Source organism: Pseudoxanthomonas sp. Soil82 (genome assembly GCF_040446535.1).
Classification (GTDB): Bacteria; Pseudomonadota; Gammaproteobacteria; order Xanthomonadales; family Xanthomonadaceae; genus Pseudoxanthomonas; species Pseudoxanthomonas kaohsiungensis.
Genome location: NZ_JBEAAK010000001.1, coordinates 477,128 through 494,768, shown reverse-complemented (window position 1 = coordinate 494,768; position 17,641 = coordinate 477,128). Strand labels below are relative to the sequence as shown.

Sequence of the window (17,641 nt, the reverse complement as noted above, 5' to 3'; positions counted from 1 at the left end):
TCGATTGATGGTGGGACTTCGGGCAAGGACAGGGTATTGCCGTTTGCCGTTGCCGTTGCCGTTTGCCGTTGCCGTTTGCCGTTTTGGCCCATTTTTTCGCACAACGCCTGATCGTTCCAGGCGCCGGCAACGATCGAAGGCATGCCTTTGAAGCGCCAATAGGACGCCGTCCTGTCGCCATGGGGGTCGAGCGGCACAGGGATGTGCCGCGGTCGCGAGCTGAGGCAGGGACGCCGGCGCGAGCGACGACCCCCATGGCGGCAGGGCGGCGGCCCCGTCCGAAGCCGCGCTTTGAGGCCGGCCACGCAGGCGATGCGGGTCAACCCGGCACGAATCGATTCGATTCGATTCAAGGCAGGAAACGCGCGCGCCATGCCAGCCAGGCATGGCTGGCATGCCGGCGCGCCCGCCGGCTAGATTCGCCGCGAGAACCAGAGGAAAGCCGATGGCCACGCGCAGGGATCTCTTCAGGACGATGGCCGCCGGTGCGGTGGCCGCACCGCTGGCTGCGCTTTCCGGCGGCAACGCCACGGCCGCTGCGGTCGAATCGTGCGTAACGGCGCCGCCGCGCTGGCGTCGCGGTGTCGAAGGCCAGCGCCGCGCCGACCTGGGCGATGGCACCTACCTCAATCCCATCGTCGCCGGCGACCGCCCGGACCCGACCATCCTCAAGGATGGCGACGACTACTACATGACGTTCTCCTCGTTCCGCGACGTGCCCGGGATCGTCCTCTGGCACTCGACCGACCTGGTGAACTGGACGCCGCTGGGCCCCGCCCTGCACCAGTCGCTGGGCGACGTCTGGGCGATGGACCTGTGCAAGCATGGCGATCGCTACTACATCTACCTGCCGGCCAATCCGGGCGACAAGGGCTGGCGGATCTTCGTGATCTGGACCGACGACATCCGCAGCGGCCGCTGGAGCGATCCGGTCGACCTGGGCATCGAGCACTGCATCGACCCGGGCCATGTGGTCGGCGAGGACGGCAAGCGCTACCTGTTCGTCAACGGCATCCGCAAGATCCGGCTCACCGACGACGGCCTGGCCACCGACGGCGAGATGGAAATGGCCTATGAGCCGTGGCGCTATCCGGAAGAATGGATCACCGAGAACTTCGCCCCGGAAGGCCCCAAGCTGTTCTGGCGCGATGGCTGGCTGTACCTGGTCACCGCGGTGGGCGGCACCGCCGGGCCGGTCACCGGGCACATGGTCATCGCCGCGCGTTCGCGTTCGGTGCACGGGCCGTGGGAGCACTGCCCGCACAATCCGCTGGTGCGCACGCTGTCGGTCGAGGAGCCGTGGTGGTCACGCGGCCACGCCACCGTCGTCGACGGGCCGGCGGGCGATGCGTGGATGGCCTACCACGGCTACGAGAACGGCTATCGCACGCTCGGGCGGCAGGTGCTGCTGGAGCCGGTCGAATGGGGCGCCGACGGCTGGTTCCGCGCAAAGGGCGGCGACCTGTCGCGGCCCCTGCGCAAGCCGCTGCCCTCGTCCACGCCCAGCGCCGGCACCGCACTGTCCGACGATTTCTCCAGCGACCGGCTGGGCACGCAGTGGTGCCTGTTCCAGCCGGGCGATAACGGCCTGGCCCGGATCAGCCGCGGTAACGGCGCACTCGCGCTGGCCGGCGTGGGCACCTCGCCGGCCGACAGCGCGCCGCTGCTGTGCACGCTGGTCGATCGCAGCTACGAGCTCGAAGTGACGATGGACGTGCCTGACGGTGGCGAAGGCGGCCTGCTGCTGTTCTACAACCACAAGGCCTTCGTCGGCCTGGGCCTCACCCCGGAATCGGTCAAGACCTTCCAGTACGCCGAGGAGCATCCCTGGGCGCGGGTACCCCGCCAGGGCGATGGCCCGGTCCGCGTGCGGCTGACCAATGACGCGCACGTGCTGACCTGGCGCTACTCGTTCGACGGCGGCCGCAGCTGGCGGCTGCATGGCACGCGCATGGAAGTGTCAGGCATCCACCACAACGTGTTCGGCGACTTCCTCAGCCTGCGCGCGGGCCTGTACAGCGCCGGCCAGGGAGCGGTGCGCTTCCGCGACTTCCGCTATCGCGCGCTGCCGGGCTGACTGCCGCGCGCCGGCGGCGACGGCGCGATGCCGGCGTGCTCAGGACGAAGCGGCGGCCGGACGTGGCCCGCCACCCAGCAGCCGCGCCGGCAGCATCAGCAGCGCGGCCAGGAACGCGAACAGCGCGGTGAAGGTGATGCCGACCAGCCGGAACGGCAGCGACAGCAGCCACACCAGCGGCCACAGCACCAGCGCCAGCAGGGCGAGCGGCCAACACAGCACCAGCAGCAGGCACCAGGCGAGCAGGGCGATCAGGGTCTTCATCCATGGCTCCTTGCCGGCGCGAGGATGCCGGCGCTGCACAGCCTGCAACCATGGACGGGACGCGGCAATGGCGGTGCGACCGGACCGCGCAGCCGCCGACGAAGCCGGCCCCGCGGCGACGGAACCGGCGCGCCGCCGGCAGGTGCGCGACCGGTGCGCATGCAACACAATGGCCCCCGTCCACCCATGGGCCGCCCGCATGAACGAACGCTTCCGCGCCCTGGTCCACGCCACCGTGTTCGCGGTGCTGCTCGGCTGGGTGCTGCATGTCGGCCGCGACATCCTGGTGCCGGTCGTCTTCGCGATCCTGGTGGTGTACGTGATCATCGGCGCGGCGCGGCTGGCCGCGCGCCTGCCGGTGGTCGGCGCGAAGCTGCCGGTGCAGGTCCACTACCTGCTGGCCACCGCGTTGATCTTCGGCGCGCTGCTGGTGCTGGGCTGGGTGGCGCTGGACAGCGTCGACCGGCTGGTGGCGCAGGTGCCGCACTACCGCGCGCAGCTGGTGTGGATGGTGCAGCAGGGCGCAGGCCTGCTCGGCATCGAATCCGAGCCGAGCTGGCAGGGCATCCGCGACTGGGTGCTGGGCCAGGTCAGCGTGCAGGCGCTGGCCGGTTCCACCCTGGCCTGGCTCGGCGCGATGCTCGCCGGATTCACCGTGGTCGGCCTGTACGTGGTGTTCCTGATGCTTGAGCGCCGGCACTTCGACGCCAAGCTCGGCCGCCTGTCCGACGATCCCGGGCGGGTGGCGCGGGTGCGCCGGATCATCGGCGACATCAACGGCCGGATCGGCACCTACCTGGCGCTGAAGACCGCGCTGAGCGTGCTGCTCGGCTTCGCCAGCTGGGTCATCCTGGCCCTGTTCGGGGTGGAGCTGGCGCCGTTCTGGGCGCTGGTCATCGGCCTGCTCAACTACGTGCCCTACATCGGCTCGGTGCTGGGCGTGGTGCTGCCGGTGCTGTTCGCGGTGCTGCAGTTCGGCGACCTCAAGACCGCGCTGCTGCTGGCCGGCGCGCTGTCGGTGGCGCAGTTCCTCAACGGCAACCTGCTCGACCCCTACCTGATGGGCAACTCGCTCAACCTCAGCCCGTTCGTGATCCTGGTCAGCCTGACCGTGTGGACCGCGCTGTGGGGCGTGCCCGGCGCCTTCCTGGCGGTGCCGGTGACCGCGAGCATCGTGATGGTGCTGGCCGAATTCGACGGCAGCCGCCCGCTCGCGGTGCTGCTCTCGCGCAAGGGCGAGGTCTGAGCCACGCCGCCACCGGCACGGGGCCGGTGGCGGTGCGCTGACGCGCGCTGCGGCTTACCAGATCCGCACGCGGTCTTCCGGGGCGATGTACAGCGGATCGCCTTCCTTGATCCCGAACGCGGCGTACCACGCATCGATGTTGCGCAGCGGGGCGAAGGCGCGGATGTGGCCCGGCGAATGGGTGCCGTTGACCAGCTGCTGGCGCAGGGCGTCGTCGCGCCACAGGGTGCGCCATACTTGCGCCCAGCCCAGGAACAGGCGCTGCTCGCCGCTGAAGCCGTCGATCACCGGCGCCGGCTTGCCGCCGAGCGAGCGGCGGTAGGCCTCCAGGGCGATGGTCAGGCCACCGAGGTCGCCGATGTTCTCGCCCATCGCGGTGCGGCCGTTGATGTGCATGCCCGGCAGCTGCGGGAACGCATAGGCCTCGTACTGCGCGCCCAGCCTGGCGGCCTGGGCCTCGAACTTGGCCGCGTCGTCGGCCGTCCACCAGTCGCGCAGCATGCCGGCGCCGTCGGACTTGCGGCCCTGGTCGTCGAAGCCGTGGATGATCTCGTGGCCGATCACCCCGCCGATGGCGCCGTAGTTCACCGCCGGATCGGCATCGGGATCGAAGAACGGCGGCTGCAGGATCGCGGCCGGGAACACGATCTCGTTCTTGACCGAGTTGTAGTAGGCGTTGACCGTCTGCGGGGTCATGCCCCATTCGGCCTTGTCGACCGGCTGGCCCAGGCGAGCGCGGCGGTAGTCCCACTCGAACGCGCGCGAGCGCAGCGCATTGCCGACCACGTCGCCGTTGGCCACCTGCAGGCCGCTGTAATCGCGCCACTGTTCCGGATGGCCGATCTTCAACCCGAAGCCGGCCAGCTTCGCGCGCGCCTCGGCCTTGGTCGCCGGGCTCATCCACTCCAGCGTCTCCAGGCGCGCGCCCATGGCCGCCTTCACGTTGGCCACCAGCCCGTCCATCTTGGCCTTGGCGTCGGCCGGGAAATACAGCGCCACGTATTCGCGGCCCACCGCCTCGCCGAGGCTGGCTTCGACCAGGGCCACGCCGCGCTTCCAGCGCTCGCGCTGCTCGAGCTGGCCGGACAGGAACTTGTCGCGGAACTCGAAGTGGGCGTTGGCGAACGCGCTGGACAGCAGCGGCGCGGCCCCGTCGATGGCATGGAAGGCCTGCCAGGCCTGCAGGGTGGCCACGTCGGTGTCGGCGAAGATCTTCGCCAGCTTCGGGATCGCGGTGGACTGGCGCACCACCGCGCGATCGCCATGGTCGACGCCGGCGGCGGCGAAGTAGGTCGCCCAAGGGAAGCCCGGCGCGTAGGCCGCGAACGCGTCGAACGCCACCGGGTTGTAGGTCTTGTCGCGGTCGCGGCTCTCGGCGCGGGTCCAGTGCGCCTGGGCGATGCGCGTTTCCAGCGCCAGCACCGCCTCGGCGCTGCCTTTCGGGTCGTTCCAGCCGCCCAGCTCGAGCATCTGCGCGATGTACGCCAGGTAGCGCTCGCGCTGCGGCGCGAAGGTGTCGCGCAGGTACATCTCGCGGTCGCCCAGGCCCAGGCCGGACTGGTTCATGTACAGGGTGTAGCGGTCCGGGTCGCGCTGGTCGTCGGACACGCCCAGGCCGAACAGGGTGACGTTGAAGGTGTCGCGCGCGCCCATCAGCGCGGCCAGTTCGGCGTGGGTATCCGCCTGGCGGATGCGCGCCAGCGCCGGCTGCAGCGGCGCGGCGCCGAGCTTCTCGATCGCCGCCTCGTCCATGAAGCCGCGGTAGACCGCCGCGATCTTCGCGCCATCGCCGCCGGTGGCCGGGTCGCCCGGCGCATGGCCCTCCACCAGCGCGCGCACGCGCGCCTCGGACAGGTCGCGCAACACGCGGAACGAGCCGTAGCTGGACTGGTCGGCGGGGATGGGGGTGTTCTTCGCCCAGGTGCCATTGGCGAAGCCGAAGAAATCGGCGCCCGGCGAGGCCGTCCGGTCCATGCCGGCCGTATCGATGCCCCAGGTGCCGTAGCGGGTGGCGGCGGTGGTGTCGCCGCCGCCGCTGTCGCCGGCGCCCTCGTACAGCCAGTGCTGGGTGCAGGCCACGTCGGCGCATTCGTCGGTGTCGTGGGCCGTGGCCGGCGCGGCGAGGCCGAGGGCCAGCAGGGTGGCGGCGGTCAGCAGGGTCGTCTTCAAGAAGCTCTCCGGGTCGCGGCGGTCATGCCAGTCGGCCCCTCAGGTTAGTTGCAGGCGACACCGGGCACGGGTGCCGGAAGTCGGGGGTCGTGCGACGGCGTAGCCGCCAGCGGTGTGCGCCGCGGCGCGTGGCGGCCGGGATGGCACCGGCTCGGGAGGCAGGTCGCGCCGCCTATTCGGCCGGCTCGGGCGCGCTGAGGGAATTGCTGTACATGCCGGAACGGTCGAAGCAGCAGGCGCGGCGCTGGCCCTTGGCGAGCTTGTCGCAGGCCACCGCGATCCGCTTGACCCGGGTCTCGGCCTTCTTGCCGGAGGTGACCCACAGGACCCAGTCGCGGCGCGCGATCGCGGTGATGTCGTCCCAGGTGGCCCGCGCGCCGGGATTGGCGGCGAGGGCCGCTGCAAGGTCTTCGGGCACCCGCGGTTCGGGTTCCTCGGCCATCGGCGCCATCTGCACGGCCACGGTGGCGCCAGCGTCGACACCGGCGGCCCGTGCCAGCTCCGCCTCGACCTTCATCCAGTGCCCGCCCTTGCCGTCCGGATCCAGCGTGACCTGGAACGGTCGCCCGCCGAGCGTGCCCTCCACGCTCACCTGGCTGCGGGTGGGCAGCTTGTCGCTTGCCTGTTGCGGCAGCACGAAGAACAGCCAGTCCGCGTCCGCCGGCTTTGCCGGGCGCAGCAGGCGGGCCTTGAACTTGTTGGCGGCGATCGTCCTGGGCATGCGCGGACGCTAGCACGCCCGCGCCCGGCCGGCCGTCGAGGGCGGACATCGCCCGCATGGGCACATGCGACGAAGCGGCCGCGAACCCGATGCATGGAAGCAAGCGGCGGCGGACGGGGCTGGCCCGCCCGTCCGCCGGCCCGCCCCTCAGATCGCCTGGCCGCCGGACACTTCGATGCGCTGCGCGGTGACCCAGCGGTTGGAGGGCGACAGCAGGCTGGCGACCATCGGGCCGATGTCGTCCGGCTCGCCGACGCGGCCCAGCGCGGTGATCGCGGCCAGCTGCCGGTTCACCTCGGCGTTGTCGCGCACCAGGCCGCCGCCGAAGTCGGTGGCGATGGCGCCGGGCGCGACCACGTTGGCGGTGATGCCGCGCTTGCCGAACTCCTTGGCCATGTACACCGTCAGCGTCTCCACCGCCGCCTTGGCCGCGGCGTAGGCGCCGTAGCCCGGATACGCGAAGCGGGTCAGGCCGCTGGAGAAGTTGACGATGCGGCCGCCGTCGGCCAGCAACGGCAGCAGCGCCTGGGTGAGGAAAAACACGCCCTTGAAGTGCACGTCGACGAGGCGGTCGAACTGCGCCTCGGTGGTGTCGGCCAGCGGCGCGGTATCGCCATGGCCGGCGTTGTTGACCAGGTGGTCGAAGCTGTCGCGCTGCCACTCGCTGGCCAGCGCCTCGCGCACGCGGCCGGCGAAGGCGGCGAAGGTCGCGACCTTGCCGGTATCCAGCTGCAGCGCCACGGCCTTGCGACCCAGCGCCTGGATGGCGGCGACGGCCGCGGCGGCCTCGTCGGCGCCGCTGCGGTAGGTCAGGATCACGTCGCCGCCGGCGCGGGCCACGTGCTCGGCGGTGTTGCGGCCCAGGCCGCGACTGCCGCCGGTGACCAGGGTGATGGTGGGGGCGCTCTTCGGGGTCAGGGTGCTCATGGCTGGTCTCCTGTCGGGGGTGGATCGTGGAGCACAGCTTCCCTCCCGGCCCCCGCCGGCGGTTGCCGGAACCTCGCCGGTTCTTGCCTGATCCTCCAGCCCGGCGCACCGCGAACGCCCAAAGCGCTAGTCTGGCGGCATGACGACCTTGCTCGAAGCTGTGCGCCGCCATGCCGATGCCCAGGGTATCGATGGCCCCATCGCCACCCCGATCCCCGGGCTGCTCGTGGTCCGCGCCACCTCGCCCAGCGAGCTGATGCACGACGTGCAGCGGCCGCTGGTATGCCTGGTGCAGCAGGGCGCCAAGCGCGTCAGCGCCGGTGCGCGCACGGTCGAGTTCAGCGCCGGCGACTCGCTGCTGGTGACCGCCGACATCCCCACCGTCAGCCAGGTCACCCGCGCCAGCGCCGCCGAGCCCTACTACTCGCTGGTGCTGGAACTGGACCCGGCGCTGATCGTCGACCTGGTGGCGCAGATGGCGCCGCCGCCGGTCGCCGACCCGGCGCCGCTGCGCGTGGACCCCACCGATGCGGAAACCGCCGACGCCGCACTGCGCCTGATGAAGCTGCTCGAGCGCCCCGACGCCCTGCCCGTGCTGCAGGCGCCGCTGGTCCGCGAGATGCACTACTGGCTGCTGGCCGGCCGCCATGGCGATGCGATCCGCAAGCTCGGCTGGCCCGACGGCCACGTGCAGCGCGTCGCCCGCGCGGTGTCGCTGTTGCGCCGCGACTACCACCGCAGCATCCCGGTCGAACGCCTGGCCGCCGAAGCCGGCATGAGCGCCTCGGCATTCCACCAGCACTTCAAGGCGGTGACTTCGCTGTCGCCGCTGCAGTTCCAGAAGCAGCTGCGCCTGATCGAGGCCCGCCGCCTGATGCAGTCGCAGGGCGCCAGCGCCAGCCGCGCCGCGTATGCGGTGGGCTACGAAAGCGTTCCGCAGTTCACCCGCGAGTACGGGCGCATGTTCGGGAGGACGCCGGCGGCGGATGCGCGGGTGGCGTTGGGTGGAGCCGTGCAATCGGCGCAAGTGCTGCAGCGCTAGTCGAGTCGATGCGCACGCTCCCGGCCGCGACAGCACGTGCGGGGGGTCATCGGGCCAGGACAGTGAGGGGAGCGGACATCGCATCCACGCACGCATTCGGCGCGGACCACCGAATGGGCTGGGAGCGGATCGGCGTCAGCCCGGATCGGAACCGTCGCCCGCTCCCAGCCGCCAAGCCAGCCCGGATACGCGGCGGGCGTGGCGGGACAGCGCGGTGGCGAGGATGTCGGGGCTGGCGGCCAGGTGCAGTTCGCGGCGGGCGCGGGTAAGGCCGGTGTAGACCAGTTCGCGCGAGAGCACCCGCGCGTCGCGCGCCGGCAGCAGCAGCCACACCGCGTCGAACTCCGAGCCCTGCGCCTTGTGCACGGTCATGGCGAAGGCGCTGTCGTGCGCGGGCAGGGTGGCCGGGTGGAACGCGCGCGGCGCGCCGGCGCCCTCGCCCGGGAACCAGGCCATCAGCTGGCCGTCGTCGTCGCGCAGGCAGATCCCGGTGTCGCCGTTGAACAGGCGGTGGCGGTAGCTGTTCTCGGTGACCAGCAGCAGGCGGCCGTGGAAGAACGCGCCCTCGGCACGCGCGTTGCGGGCGTGGCCACGCGCGGGGGCGGCGGCGAGGCGGCCGGTCAGCGACGCCTCGATCCGCGCATTGAGGCCGCGCGCGCCCTGCGGGCCATCGCGCACGGCCGTGAGCAGGCGCAGTTCGCCGGCGCGGGCCAGCGCGCTGGCCGGGTCGGGTGCATCGGCCAGCGCGGCCCAGTGCGCGAGCAGGCGCTCGCGCTGGGATGCGTCGGCGAGCGGGTCGGCCAGCGCGGCGTGGTAGTGCACGCCATCGAGCGGGCGGCCGCGCAGCAGGCGCAGGGCTTCGGCGGCATCGCCCTCGCGCACCGCGGCGGCCAGCGGCGCCAGGTCCAGCGCGGCGGACTGGCGCCAGCCGCGCAGCAGGTGGACGTGGCGGGCGGCGAACCCGTTACGCGCGTCGTCGATGCGGGCGGCGTCGACCTCGCCCAGCAGCGGGCGCAACGCTGCCGCGTCATCGGAGGCCAGGCGCAGGCCGTCGCCGGACGCGGCGAGGATGCCGCTGAGCACGTCGCCGGCCTCCACCGAGGGCAGCTGGTCCGGGTCGCCGAGCAGGATCAGGCGCGCGCCATCGGGGACGGCCTCGACGAGCTTGGCCATCAGCGGCAGGTCGATCATCGAGGCTTCGTCGACCACCACCAGGTCCACCTCCAGCGGGTTGCCGGCGTGGTGGCGGAACTCCGGCGCGTCCGGGCGCGTGCCCAGCAGGCGGTGCAGGGTCGAGCCACTGGTGGACAGCGGCGCGAGCAGGCCGGCGTCGATGCCGTCGGCGGCGAGCAGTTGCGCGGCCTTGCGCAGGCTCTCGGCCATGCGCTCGGCGGCGCGGCCGGTGGGCGCGGCCAGGGCGATGCGCGGCGGCGGCTGGCCGGCGGCGGCGGCGCGCGCGGCCAGCAGCACCAGCAGGCGGGCGATGGTGGTGGTCTTGCCGGTACCCGGGCCGCCGGTGACCAGCAGCAGGCGCTGGCGCAGCGCCACCGCGGCGGCGCGCGCCTGGCGGTCGTCGCCGTCGGCGGCGTGCGGGAACAGGCGCGCGAACAGCGGCGCCAGTGCGCCGAGCGCGGCCTCGTCGACCGCCTCGGCACCGCCGAGGCGCTGCAGCCCGGCGGCGAGGCGACGCTCGTACTCGCGGTAGCGGCGCAGGTAGAGCAGGCCGTGTTCCAGCACCAGCGGTGCGTCGGCGGCGGTCTCCGCGTCGCCCGCCGGCGGCGTGGCGACCCAGGGCGAGGCTTCGAGCAGGCGCTGCCACTGGCCCGGGTCGGGCCACTGCACGTCGGCATCGACCAGGTCGCGCGGGCGCCCGGGTCGGAAGCCGGCATGCCCGGCCGAGACCGCCAGCGACGCCAGCGCCGCGGCGGTGGCCACTTCGTCCGGGGTGTCCGGGTCCAGCCGGCGCAGGCCCAGGCCGAGGGCGTGGTCGACGGTGCGCAGGTGGCCGGCGCGGCGCAGGTCGTCGAGCAGGCTCATGCCGCCTCCCCGCGTGCCTGGCCGGCGAACAGCGCGTCGACCGCGTGCACCAGTTCCGGCTCGAAGCGCCAGGCCTGCACGCCGGACGCGTCGCCACGTGCGGCGTCGATGCCGCGGCAGAACAGGTAGCGCACGCCGCCGAAGTCGCGCGCGTAGTCGTATTTCGCGCCGAGGCGGAAGCGCAGCCAGCGGTGCAGGGCGACGGTGTAGACCAGCGCCTGCAGGGGGTATTCGCTGTGCTCCATCGCCTCGGCCATGGCCGGCGCGTCGTAGGCCGGCAGGCGGTTGGACTTGTAGTCGAGCACGTACCAGCGGCCGTCGTGGAGGTAGGTCAGGTCGATCAGGCCGGTCATCAGGCCCTCGAGCTGGCGCCGGCCGCCGAACCCCTGGCGCGTGCGCAGCAGGCCGTGCGCGTGCAGCAGGGCGAGCAGGCGGTCGATGCGGGTCGGCGCGAGGGCGAACTGGAACTCGATCTCCGGGCGGCGTTGCGCTTCGGGCAGGTCGGCCAGGCACGTGCCTTCGGCCAGGGCGACGGTGAGCGTCTGCCCGGCCAGTCCGGTGAGCACGCCGATGCCGGCATCGACTTCGTCGGCCGCATAGCCGCCGCGGCGCAAGGCTTCGACGATGCGCTCGTGTTCGCCGGCCGGAGCCGGGTCGCCGGCACGCCAGCCGCGCCAGGCACCGAAGTCGGCGTGCTCGAACACTTCGTGCAGGACCACGCCGAAGCGGGCGCCGGCGAAGCGCGGATCGAAGCCGTCGCCGGCGTCCGCCAGCGCAGCCGCCTCGTCCGCTTCGGCCGGTTCGTCGCGGCCGCCGGCGGCCGGCTGGGTCGCGGCGCTGGAGGGATCGTGGCCGGTGTCGGCGTTGGCCAGCTGGGTGAAACTGTAGACCCACCAGTCGCTGGCGAGCGGACGGGTCGGCTGGCGCGCCGGCGGAACCTCGCCCTCGTCCTGCGGCGGCAGCCACGGCAGCGACGCCGGCGGCTGCGCCGGATCGAGGACGATGCTGCCGGGAGCGCGCGCGGCCAGCGCGGCCGGATCGCGCACCATCGGCCACAGCGGCGACTGGGCGTGGTTGTAGAACGCGCCGGCCGCCAGCCACAGCGCATCGCGGGCACGGGTGAGCCCGACATACAGCAGGCGTGCATCCTCGGCACGCTGCGCGCGCTTCCAGGCCTCGGCGGCGCCGCTCCAGCCGCTGCTGCCGGCCTGCAGCTTCCAGTGCAGCACGCGGCCGTCGTCCTCGTGCACCACCACGCGGCGGCCGGCGTCCGCCGGCTTGCCGCCGATGCCGACGAAGGGCAGGAACACCAGCGGGTATTCCAGGCCCTTGCTCTTGTGCAGGGTCACCACCTGCACCCGCCGCGCGTCCGATTCCAGGCGCAGCTGCTGCGCTTCGTCTTCGGCGCTGGCGTCGGCAATGGCCTGCTGCAGCCAATCGACCAGGCCGTGCAGGCCCAGCGCGCGTCGCTGCGCTTCCTGCAGCTGTTCGGCCAGTTGCAGGTAGTTGGTCAGGCGGCGCTCGCCGTCGAGCAGGCCGAGCAGGCGGGTGGCGTGCTGCGCGCACAGGTCGCCGACCAGCGCCAGCGGGCCGCCCTGCTGCAGGCGCTCGCGCCAGCCCAGCGCGGTGGCCTGCCACTGGCGCAGCGCGGCGCCATCGGCATCCAGCGCAGCCAGCCGGTGCGCGTCCTCGCCGACCAGCACCGTGGCCAGGGCCGCGCGCAGGCGGGCGTCGTCGCCGCCGTGCAGCAGCGCCTGCAGCAGGGCATGCAGTTCATGCGCCTCGGCGGTGGCGAACAGGCTCTGCCTGCCGGCGGCCACCGCCGGGATGCCGACCGCCGCCAGCGCCTCGCGGATGCGGGTGGCCTCGTTGTGCTTGCGCACCAGTACGGCGATGTCGCCCGGCTGCACGGGGCGGCCGTTGATGGTGGCGCGGCCGGCGCGGGCATCGGCCAGCACGGCATGGATCGCGGCGACGCAGGCCGCGGTGGCCAGCTGCCGCGAGCGGCCGGCGCTGTGCGGCTTCGGCTTGCCGCCGGCGGGTTCGTCCGGGGGCGGCGCCTGCCACAGCACCAGTGCCGGTGCGGGTGCGCCGTCGCGCAGGTAGTCGGGGTCGGCACGATGGCCGCCGGGCCGCACGGCATGGAACGCGATGCGCGGGTCGACGAAGGGCGGGTCCAGCTTGTCGTCGTCGCGGGCCGCGACCGTGGCCTGCGCGTACAGCGCCTCGATCGCGCCGAGCACGGCCGGGCGCGAGCGGAAGTTGTGCGACAGCGGCGGCGCCTGCTCCGCGGTGGCGCGCGCGGCCAAGTAGGTTTCCACGTCGCCGCCGCGGAAGCCGTAGATCGCCTGCTTGGGGTCGCCGATCACGAACAGGGCCGGATCATCGCTGCCGGCGCCGAACACGCGGTCGAAGATCTTCCACTGGCGCGGATCGGTGTCCTGGAACTCGTCGACCAGGGCGATGGCGTACTGCTCGCGCAGCTGCCTGGCCAGTGCTCCGGCGTGCGGTCCTTCCAGCGCATCGGCGACGCGGTCGACCAGGTCGTCGAATGTCTGCACCCGCAGCTGCTGCTTCTGCGCGGCCAGGCGGCGGCGCGCATCCGCGCGGATGCGATGCAGCAATGCGGCGCGGCGCGCCTCCTGGTAGTCGCCCATCGCCGCCAGCGCGCTGGCGTAGTCCTCCACCGCGGTGCACAGCGGCGAATCGGGCGTGCGCCCGGTGGCGGCCTTGGCGGTGCGCGCCTGCAGGGTCTGGCGGTGCAGCTGCGGCAGCTTGGCGTGCGCGAACGGCTGCCGCGGATCGCCGGCGGCGCACCAGCGACGCAGCGCGGCGAACAGGTCCTCGATCCATTCGGCCTTGTAGCTGCCGCCGTGCAGCACCTTGCCGTCGACCGCCGCCAGCAGCGACTCGCGGAAGCCGTCGGCATGGACGCGTGCCGATTCCAGCAGCGCGCCCGTGGCTGCCTGCAGCATCGGCGTGGGATCGGGCAGGGGACCGGGCGGGGGCGGCCGCAAGACCGGTTCGCGCACCAGCAGCGGCAGGTCCTTCGCCAGCGCCGCGTGGCCCGGCGGCCACAGCGCCGCGAGGTCCTCGACGCTGTCGTCGTCGCGGCCATGCGCGCGCCACAGGTCGGCGGCGATCGCCTCGCGCAGCACGAGGTCGCTGGCCAGCAGTTCCGGCGCATGGAAGCCCTGGCCGCTTTCCAGCGCATGCTCGCGCAGTACCCGCGCGCAGAAGCCGTGGATGGTGAACACCGCGGCCTGGTCGATGCCGTCGGCCGCGGCCCGCAGGCGGCGCCGCACCGCGTCGCGGGCCTCGCCGCTGGCGGCCAGGTGCGCGTCGATCAGGGCGGCGGTGGGTGCGGCTTCGGCATTCGCGGCATCGCATGGCGCGCCGGCGGCGATGTCGGCAGTCAGCAGCAGTCGCCGGCGCACGCGGGCGCGCAGCTCCTGGGTGGCCGCTTCGGTGAAGGTCACGGCGAGGATGCGCTCCACCGGCAGCGCGCGTTCCAGCACCAGCCGCACCACCAGGGTGGCCAGGGTGAAGGTCTTGCCGGTACCGGCGGAGGCCTCGATCGCGCGCACGCCGGACAGCGGCAGCGTGAGGTAGGTGTCCGCGCCGCTCATGCGGCGTCCTCCGCGTCCCAGGCATCGGCCAGGCCCTTGAGCGCTGCCGGATCCACGCCCGCGTAGGACTCGCCGTCGATGACCGCGGCGAACACCGCCAGGGTGGCGTCGGCGAAGCGCAGCAGCGTGGCTTCGTCTGCGAACGGATCGCGCCCGCGCAGCACCAGCCGCAACGCCGGGTCCTCGCTTTCGGCGAAACCCTGGCCGTTGCCATGCCACTTTGCGCGCGCCTGCTCCACCGCGTGCTCGAAGCGCTCGCGATGCCGGTACAGCTCCCAGCCGCTGTAGGGCGCGAACGGCAGCGGCTCGCGCAGGCCTGCCGCGCGCAGCTGCAGCAGCCGGCGCAGCGCAGCGCGCGCCTGTTCCGGCGGCAGTGGCGTGCGCACGTGCGGGCCGAGTCCCTCCTTGGCTTCGTGGAACGCCACCAGCGGCAGCGCCATGCCGGCGGCCGAAGCCAGCAGCCAGTCCAGGCCCTGGCGGATCGCGGCCGGGCCGTTGAGGGCGTCGAAGCGCAGCCGCGCCAGGCCATGCGGGTACGCGTCCTCGAGCCGGCCGTGCAGGCGCACGCCGTCGATCTCCAGCGGCGGCAGCGCCAGCGACTGCGGTGGCGCATCGCCACGCCAGCCGAGGAAGGCTTCGGCGTACGGCGCCAGTCTTCCCCGCAGCGATGCCAGCACGCGCCGGCCCGGCGCGCCGGACGGCAGCAGGCCGCGTGCGCGCAGCAGCGCATGGGTGGCGCCCGGATCCTCGCCGCGCAGCAGGCACGCGAACACCGCCTGCTGCAGGCGTGCCTTCTCCAGGCCGCGACCGGGAGCGGCCAGCGGCTCGATGTCTTCGCCGGTCGCTTCCACTTCGGGCACCTGCAGGCCGAGCCGGCGCACCAGTGCGCGCGCCGGATGCAGCAGGAAACGGCGCAGGTCGTCGATGGAAAGATCGGCGCCGTCCTCCTCCGGGGTCAGCGCCTGCCCGGCGAACCACGGCGGCAGCGCGGTGCGCCGGGTCGCCGGCTGTGCGGCCGCCGCGCGCCAGGCTTCGCGGTAGGAGAAGCGCCGCGGTTCGTCGCCGGCGCCGAACGCGGCCGGCGAGAACGGCTGCAGGGCGTGGTGCACGACCAGTTCGCGCGCGGCCGCCTGCGGGTCGGCATGCTGCGCGGCGGCGGCGTCGAGCAGCTCGGACACCAGCACCGACGGCTCGCGTTCGCCGCCGTCGCGCGGGTCCTTGCCGATCCAGCTCACGTAGAACACGTCCTGCGCGGCGACCATCAGCTGCAGGAACAGGAAGCGGTCGTCGTCGCGGGTGGAGCGGTCGCCGGGCCGGCGGTTGGCGCTGCCCAGTTCGGCGGTGAGGCGGTTGAGGCCGGCGGCCGGGTCGCGGCGCGGGAACTCGCCGTCGTTCATGCCCAGCACGCAGATCACCCGGAACGGCAGCAACCGCATCGGCACCATGCGGCCGACGCTGACGCCGCCGGTGAGCAGCGGCGCGCGGGTATCGGCCTCGGCCAGGGCATCGGCGAAGTGCGCGCGCACCGCCTCGGCCGGCACCGGGGCGTCGTAGCCGGCGCGGGTGGCGGTGGCGGCGAACGCGTCGACCAGGCTGCGCAGGCGGTCCAGCGCGCGCTGCGTGGCCGGGTTCGACGGCGGCCGCGGCAGCAGCGCCTCGAGCAGGGCGAGCAGGCGCTCGCGCCACTGCGCCGGCGGCGCCGCCTCGCCGAGCAGGCGTGCGTGGCGGGCGAGCACGCGCAGCAGCCGCACCAGCACGTCCAGCGCATCGAGCGCGCCGCCTTCAAGCAGCGGCAGCGGCGCCAGCACCTGGCCGCCGGGCAGCACGATCGGCGCGTCGCTGCCGGTGGCGTGGCCGAGCAGCAGGCGGTCCAGCGCGAACGCCCAGGTGTAGGCCTCGTCCTCGGGTGCGTCCAGCCGGGCCCGGTGGCCGGCATCGATGCCCCAGCGCGCGCCGGCGTCCTGCAGCCAGGCCTGCAGCCGTTCCAGCGCCGGTGCGTCCAGGCCGTTGGCCTCGGCCAGCGCGGGCGTGGACAGCAGGTCGAGCACTTCGTGCAGGCCGAAGCGCGACACCGGCAAGGCCAGCAGGCGCAGGAACACCTCGGCCAGCGGCTCGTTGGCCAGCGGGCTGGCGTCGGCCAGCGCATAGGGGATCGCATCGTCCTGGCCGCGGCGGCCGAATACCGCGTCCAGGTACGGCAGGTAGGGGTCGATGTCCGGCGCCAGCACCGCGACCTCGCGCGGCTGCAGCGGTGGATCGAAGCGGCGGTCGTCGAACAGTCCGCGCAGCTGGTCGTGCAGCACCTGCAGTTCGCGCAGGCGGGTGTGGCTGGCGTGCAGTTGCAGGCTCGGATCGTGGCGGTCGACCTGCGCGCGCGGCGGCGCGCCCGGCACCGGGCGGCGCTGGAACAGGTCGGACTGCAGGCGCCGCAACAGGCTGCCGCGCAGGGCGCCACCGCCTTCGCCCGGATCGGCGTGCACGGCGAAGTCGGCCGAGGCGTGCACCACCTCGTAGTCGCCGACCATGCGCATGAAGTCCACGCCGGCCGCGCCCCAGCGCTGCAGCAGCGGATGTTCGGCGGCGTCCTCGCGGGTTTCGCCGCGGCGCAGGCGCTGCAGGTCGCCCCAGTAGTCGGCCACCGGCGAAGGCACGAAGCAGTGCAGGCTGCCGACCCGCGCCTGGCTGGCGATCACCCGCAGCACGTCCGGCGAGACATTGAGCGTGGCGAAGGCCGACAGGCGCGGCGGCAGGCCCGCCGGCAACGGGCCGTCGGGCGTACCGAACCGCTCGAGGTACTGCTGGATCCGGCGGGCGCGGTGCGCGCGGCCGCCGGCGACGCGGCGCCAGAGGATCGCCTGCGGGTCGGCCGGGTCGGCCCCGGCTTCCCAGCGCAGCAGCCAGTCGCGACGCCAGGCCTGGTACTTCTCGAACACGCCGGCCAGCTCGCCGGCCAGCGCCCACGCACGCAGCGGGTCGCCGTCGCCGACATGCGCGGCGATGGCCGCCATCGGGGGCATGGCCAGCACCCCGGGATCGGTCAGCGCGGCATACACATGCCAGGGCAGGGTGGCCGCGTCGAGCTCGTCGCGCACCGGCGGTTCGCCCGGCGGCAGGTTGGCCGCCAGCGCCCGGCCGACGAACTCGCCCGGGGTGAGGAACTCCAGGTTGGCGGCCACGCCGTGTTCGGCGGCGAGGGTGGCCTGCAACCAGCGGCGCATCGCCACCTGTGGGATCAGCACCACCTCCGGGGCCAGCAGCGACTGGCCCGGCGCCGGCTCGCGCAGCACTTCGGCCAGGATCCCGGCCAGCACGTCCAGGGCATTGGAGTGGTAAAGGCGGAAGTCGGTGGCCGGGCCGGTCATCGCCCCATCTTGCCGCAGCGGTATCGCATCGGGCGAGACGCCATGCCCGCGACATGAAGCTGCCGGGAGGCGACGCCGGGCGCACGCGCAACCGGCGTGTGCGTGCTCTGGGCAGTCGCGAAGGCGTGGGAATCGTCGCGGCCCTCAAGGCGGGCCGGACGACCTTG

At 73.4% G+C, this 17,641-nt stretch carries 10 protein-coding genes; 3 read left to right on the top strand and 7 right to left on the bottom strand.

Translation table 11 applies throughout. The features are described 5' to 3' along the window. The first annotated feature begins 445 nt into the window (after nt 1-445). On the top strand, nt 446-2,077 hold the full coding sequence (locus tag ABKA19_RS02160) for a family 43 glycosylhydrolase (protein ID WP_353687447.1): 1,632 nt from the start codon (nt 446-448) through the stop codon (nt 2,075-2,077). 39 nt (nt 2,078-2,116) lie between these two features. On the opposite strand, the gene ABKA19_RS02155 is transcribed toward ABKA19_RS02160, so the two are convergent. Further along, nucleotides 2,117-2,341 (bottom strand): hypothetical protein, encoded by a 225-nt coding sequence (locus ABKA19_RS02155; protein ID WP_353687446.1) that lies wholly within the window; start codon nt 2,339-2,341, stop codon nt 2,117-2,119. A gap of 199 nt (nt 2,342-2,540) precedes the next feature. Here ABKA19_RS02155 and ABKA19_RS02150 point away from each other — a divergent pair, with 199 nt between their 5' ends. Beyond that, the gene (locus ABKA19_RS02150; RefSeq protein ID WP_353687445.1) at nt 2,541-3,587 is read left to right on the top strand and encodes an AI-2E family transporter; all 1,047 of its coding nucleotides are present in this window, start codon (nt 2,541-2,543) and stop codon (nt 3,585-3,587) included. A gap of 54 nt (nt 3,588-3,641) precedes the next feature. Here ABKA19_RS02150 and ABKA19_RS02145 read toward each other — a convergent pair whose 3' ends face one another. The 3 genes from ABKA19_RS02145 to ABKA19_RS02135 all read right to left on the bottom strand — a co-directional run bounded on the left by ABKA19_RS02145 (nt 3,642) and on the right by ABKA19_RS02135 (nt 7,404). Next, the gene (locus ABKA19_RS02145) at nt 3,642-5,756 is read right to left on the bottom strand and encodes a M13 family metallopeptidase (RefSeq protein WP_353687444.1); all 2,115 of its coding nucleotides are present in this window, start codon (nt 5,754-5,756) and stop codon (nt 3,642-3,644) included. Nucleotides 5,757-5,928: 172 nt separating this feature from the next. Beyond that, nucleotides 5,929-6,477 carry a YdeI/OmpD-associated family protein gene (locus ABKA19_RS02140; RefSeq protein ID WP_353687443.1) on the bottom strand — a complete coding sequence of 183 codons (549 nt, stop codon included), beginning with the start codon at nt 6,475-6,477 and terminating at the stop codon, nt 5,929-5,931. A gap of 147 nt (nt 6,478-6,624) precedes the next feature. Continuing rightward, nucleotides 6,625-7,404 (bottom strand): SDR family NAD(P)-dependent oxidoreductase, encoded by a 780-nt coding sequence (locus ABKA19_RS02135; protein WP_353687442.1) that lies wholly within the window; start codon nt 7,402-7,404, stop codon nt 6,625-6,627. Nucleotides 7,405-7,543: 139 nt separating this feature from the next. Between ABKA19_RS02135 and ABKA19_RS02130 the strand changes: the two genes are divergently transcribed. After that, complete coding sequence (locus ABKA19_RS02130; RefSeq protein ID WP_353687441.1) at nt 7,544-8,446, top strand: AraC family transcriptional regulator; 903 nt, start codon at nt 7,544-7,546, stop codon at nt 8,444-8,446. 135 nt (nt 8,447-8,581) lie between these two features. Here the strand turns inward: ABKA19_RS02130 and recD are convergent, their stop codons facing one another. Genes recD through recC form a run of 3 tightly spaced genes read right to left on the bottom strand, consistent with a single transcriptional unit; the run spans nt 8,582 to nt 17,474 of the window. Further along, the gene (recD, locus tag ABKA19_RS02125) at nt 8,582-10,483 is read right to left on the bottom strand and encodes an exodeoxyribonuclease V subunit alpha (RefSeq protein ID WP_353687440.1); all 1,902 of its coding nucleotides are present in this window, start codon (nt 10,481-10,483) and stop codon (nt 8,582-8,584) included. Beyond that, nucleotides 10,480-14,112 (bottom strand): UvrD-helicase domain-containing protein, encoded by a 3,633-nt coding sequence (locus ABKA19_RS02120; protein ID WP_353687439.1) that lies wholly within the window; start codon nt 14,110-14,112, stop codon nt 10,480-10,482. The genes recD and ABKA19_RS02120 overlap by 4 nt, the downstream gene beginning before the upstream one ends. Continuing rightward, nucleotides 14,109-17,474 (bottom strand): exodeoxyribonuclease V subunit gamma, encoded by a 3,366-nt coding sequence (gene recC, locus ABKA19_RS02115; protein WP_353687438.1) that lies wholly within the window; start codon nt 17,472-17,474, stop codon nt 14,109-14,111. Before recC ends, ABKA19_RS02120 begins: the two co-directional genes overlap by 4 nt. Nucleotides 17,475-17,641 lie beyond the last annotated feature (167 nt).

Excerpts from the sequence above, each read along its gene's own strand:
- ABKA19_RS02160 (WP_353687447.1), top strand. The coding sequence starts at position 446 with ATGGCCACGCGCAGGGATCTCTTCAGGACGATGGCCGCCGGTGCGGTG.
- ABKA19_RS02155 (WP_353687446.1), bottom strand. The coding sequence starts at position 2,341 with ATGAAGACCCTGATCGCCCTGCTCGCCTGGTGCCTGCTGCTGGTGCTG.
- ABKA19_RS02150 (WP_353687445.1), top strand. The coding sequence starts at position 2,541 with ATGAACGAACGCTTCCGCGCCCTGGTCCACGCCACCGTGTTCGCGGTG.
- ABKA19_RS02140 (WP_353687443.1), bottom strand. The coding sequence starts at position 6,477 with ATGCCCAGGACGATCGCCGCCAACAAGTTCAAGGCCCGCCTGCTGCGC.
- ABKA19_RS02135 (WP_353687442.1), bottom strand. The coding sequence starts at position 7,404 with ATGAGCACCCTGACCCCGAAGAGCGCCCCCACCATCACCCTGGTCACC.
- ABKA19_RS02130 (WP_353687441.1), top strand. The coding sequence starts at position 7,544 with ATGACGACCTTGCTCGAAGCTGTGCGCCGCCATGCCGATGCCCAGGGT.
- recD (WP_353687440.1), bottom strand. The coding sequence starts at position 10,483 with ATGAGCCTGCTCGACGACCTGCGCCGCGCCGGCCACCTGCGCACCGTC.
- ABKA19_RS02120 (WP_353687439.1), bottom strand. The coding sequence starts at position 14,112 with ATGAGCGGCGCGGACACCTACCTCACGCTGCCGCTGTCCGGCGTGCGC.
- recC (WP_353687438.1), bottom strand. The coding sequence starts at position 17,474 with ATGACCGGCCCGGCCACCGACTTCCGCCTTTACCACTCCAATGCCCTG.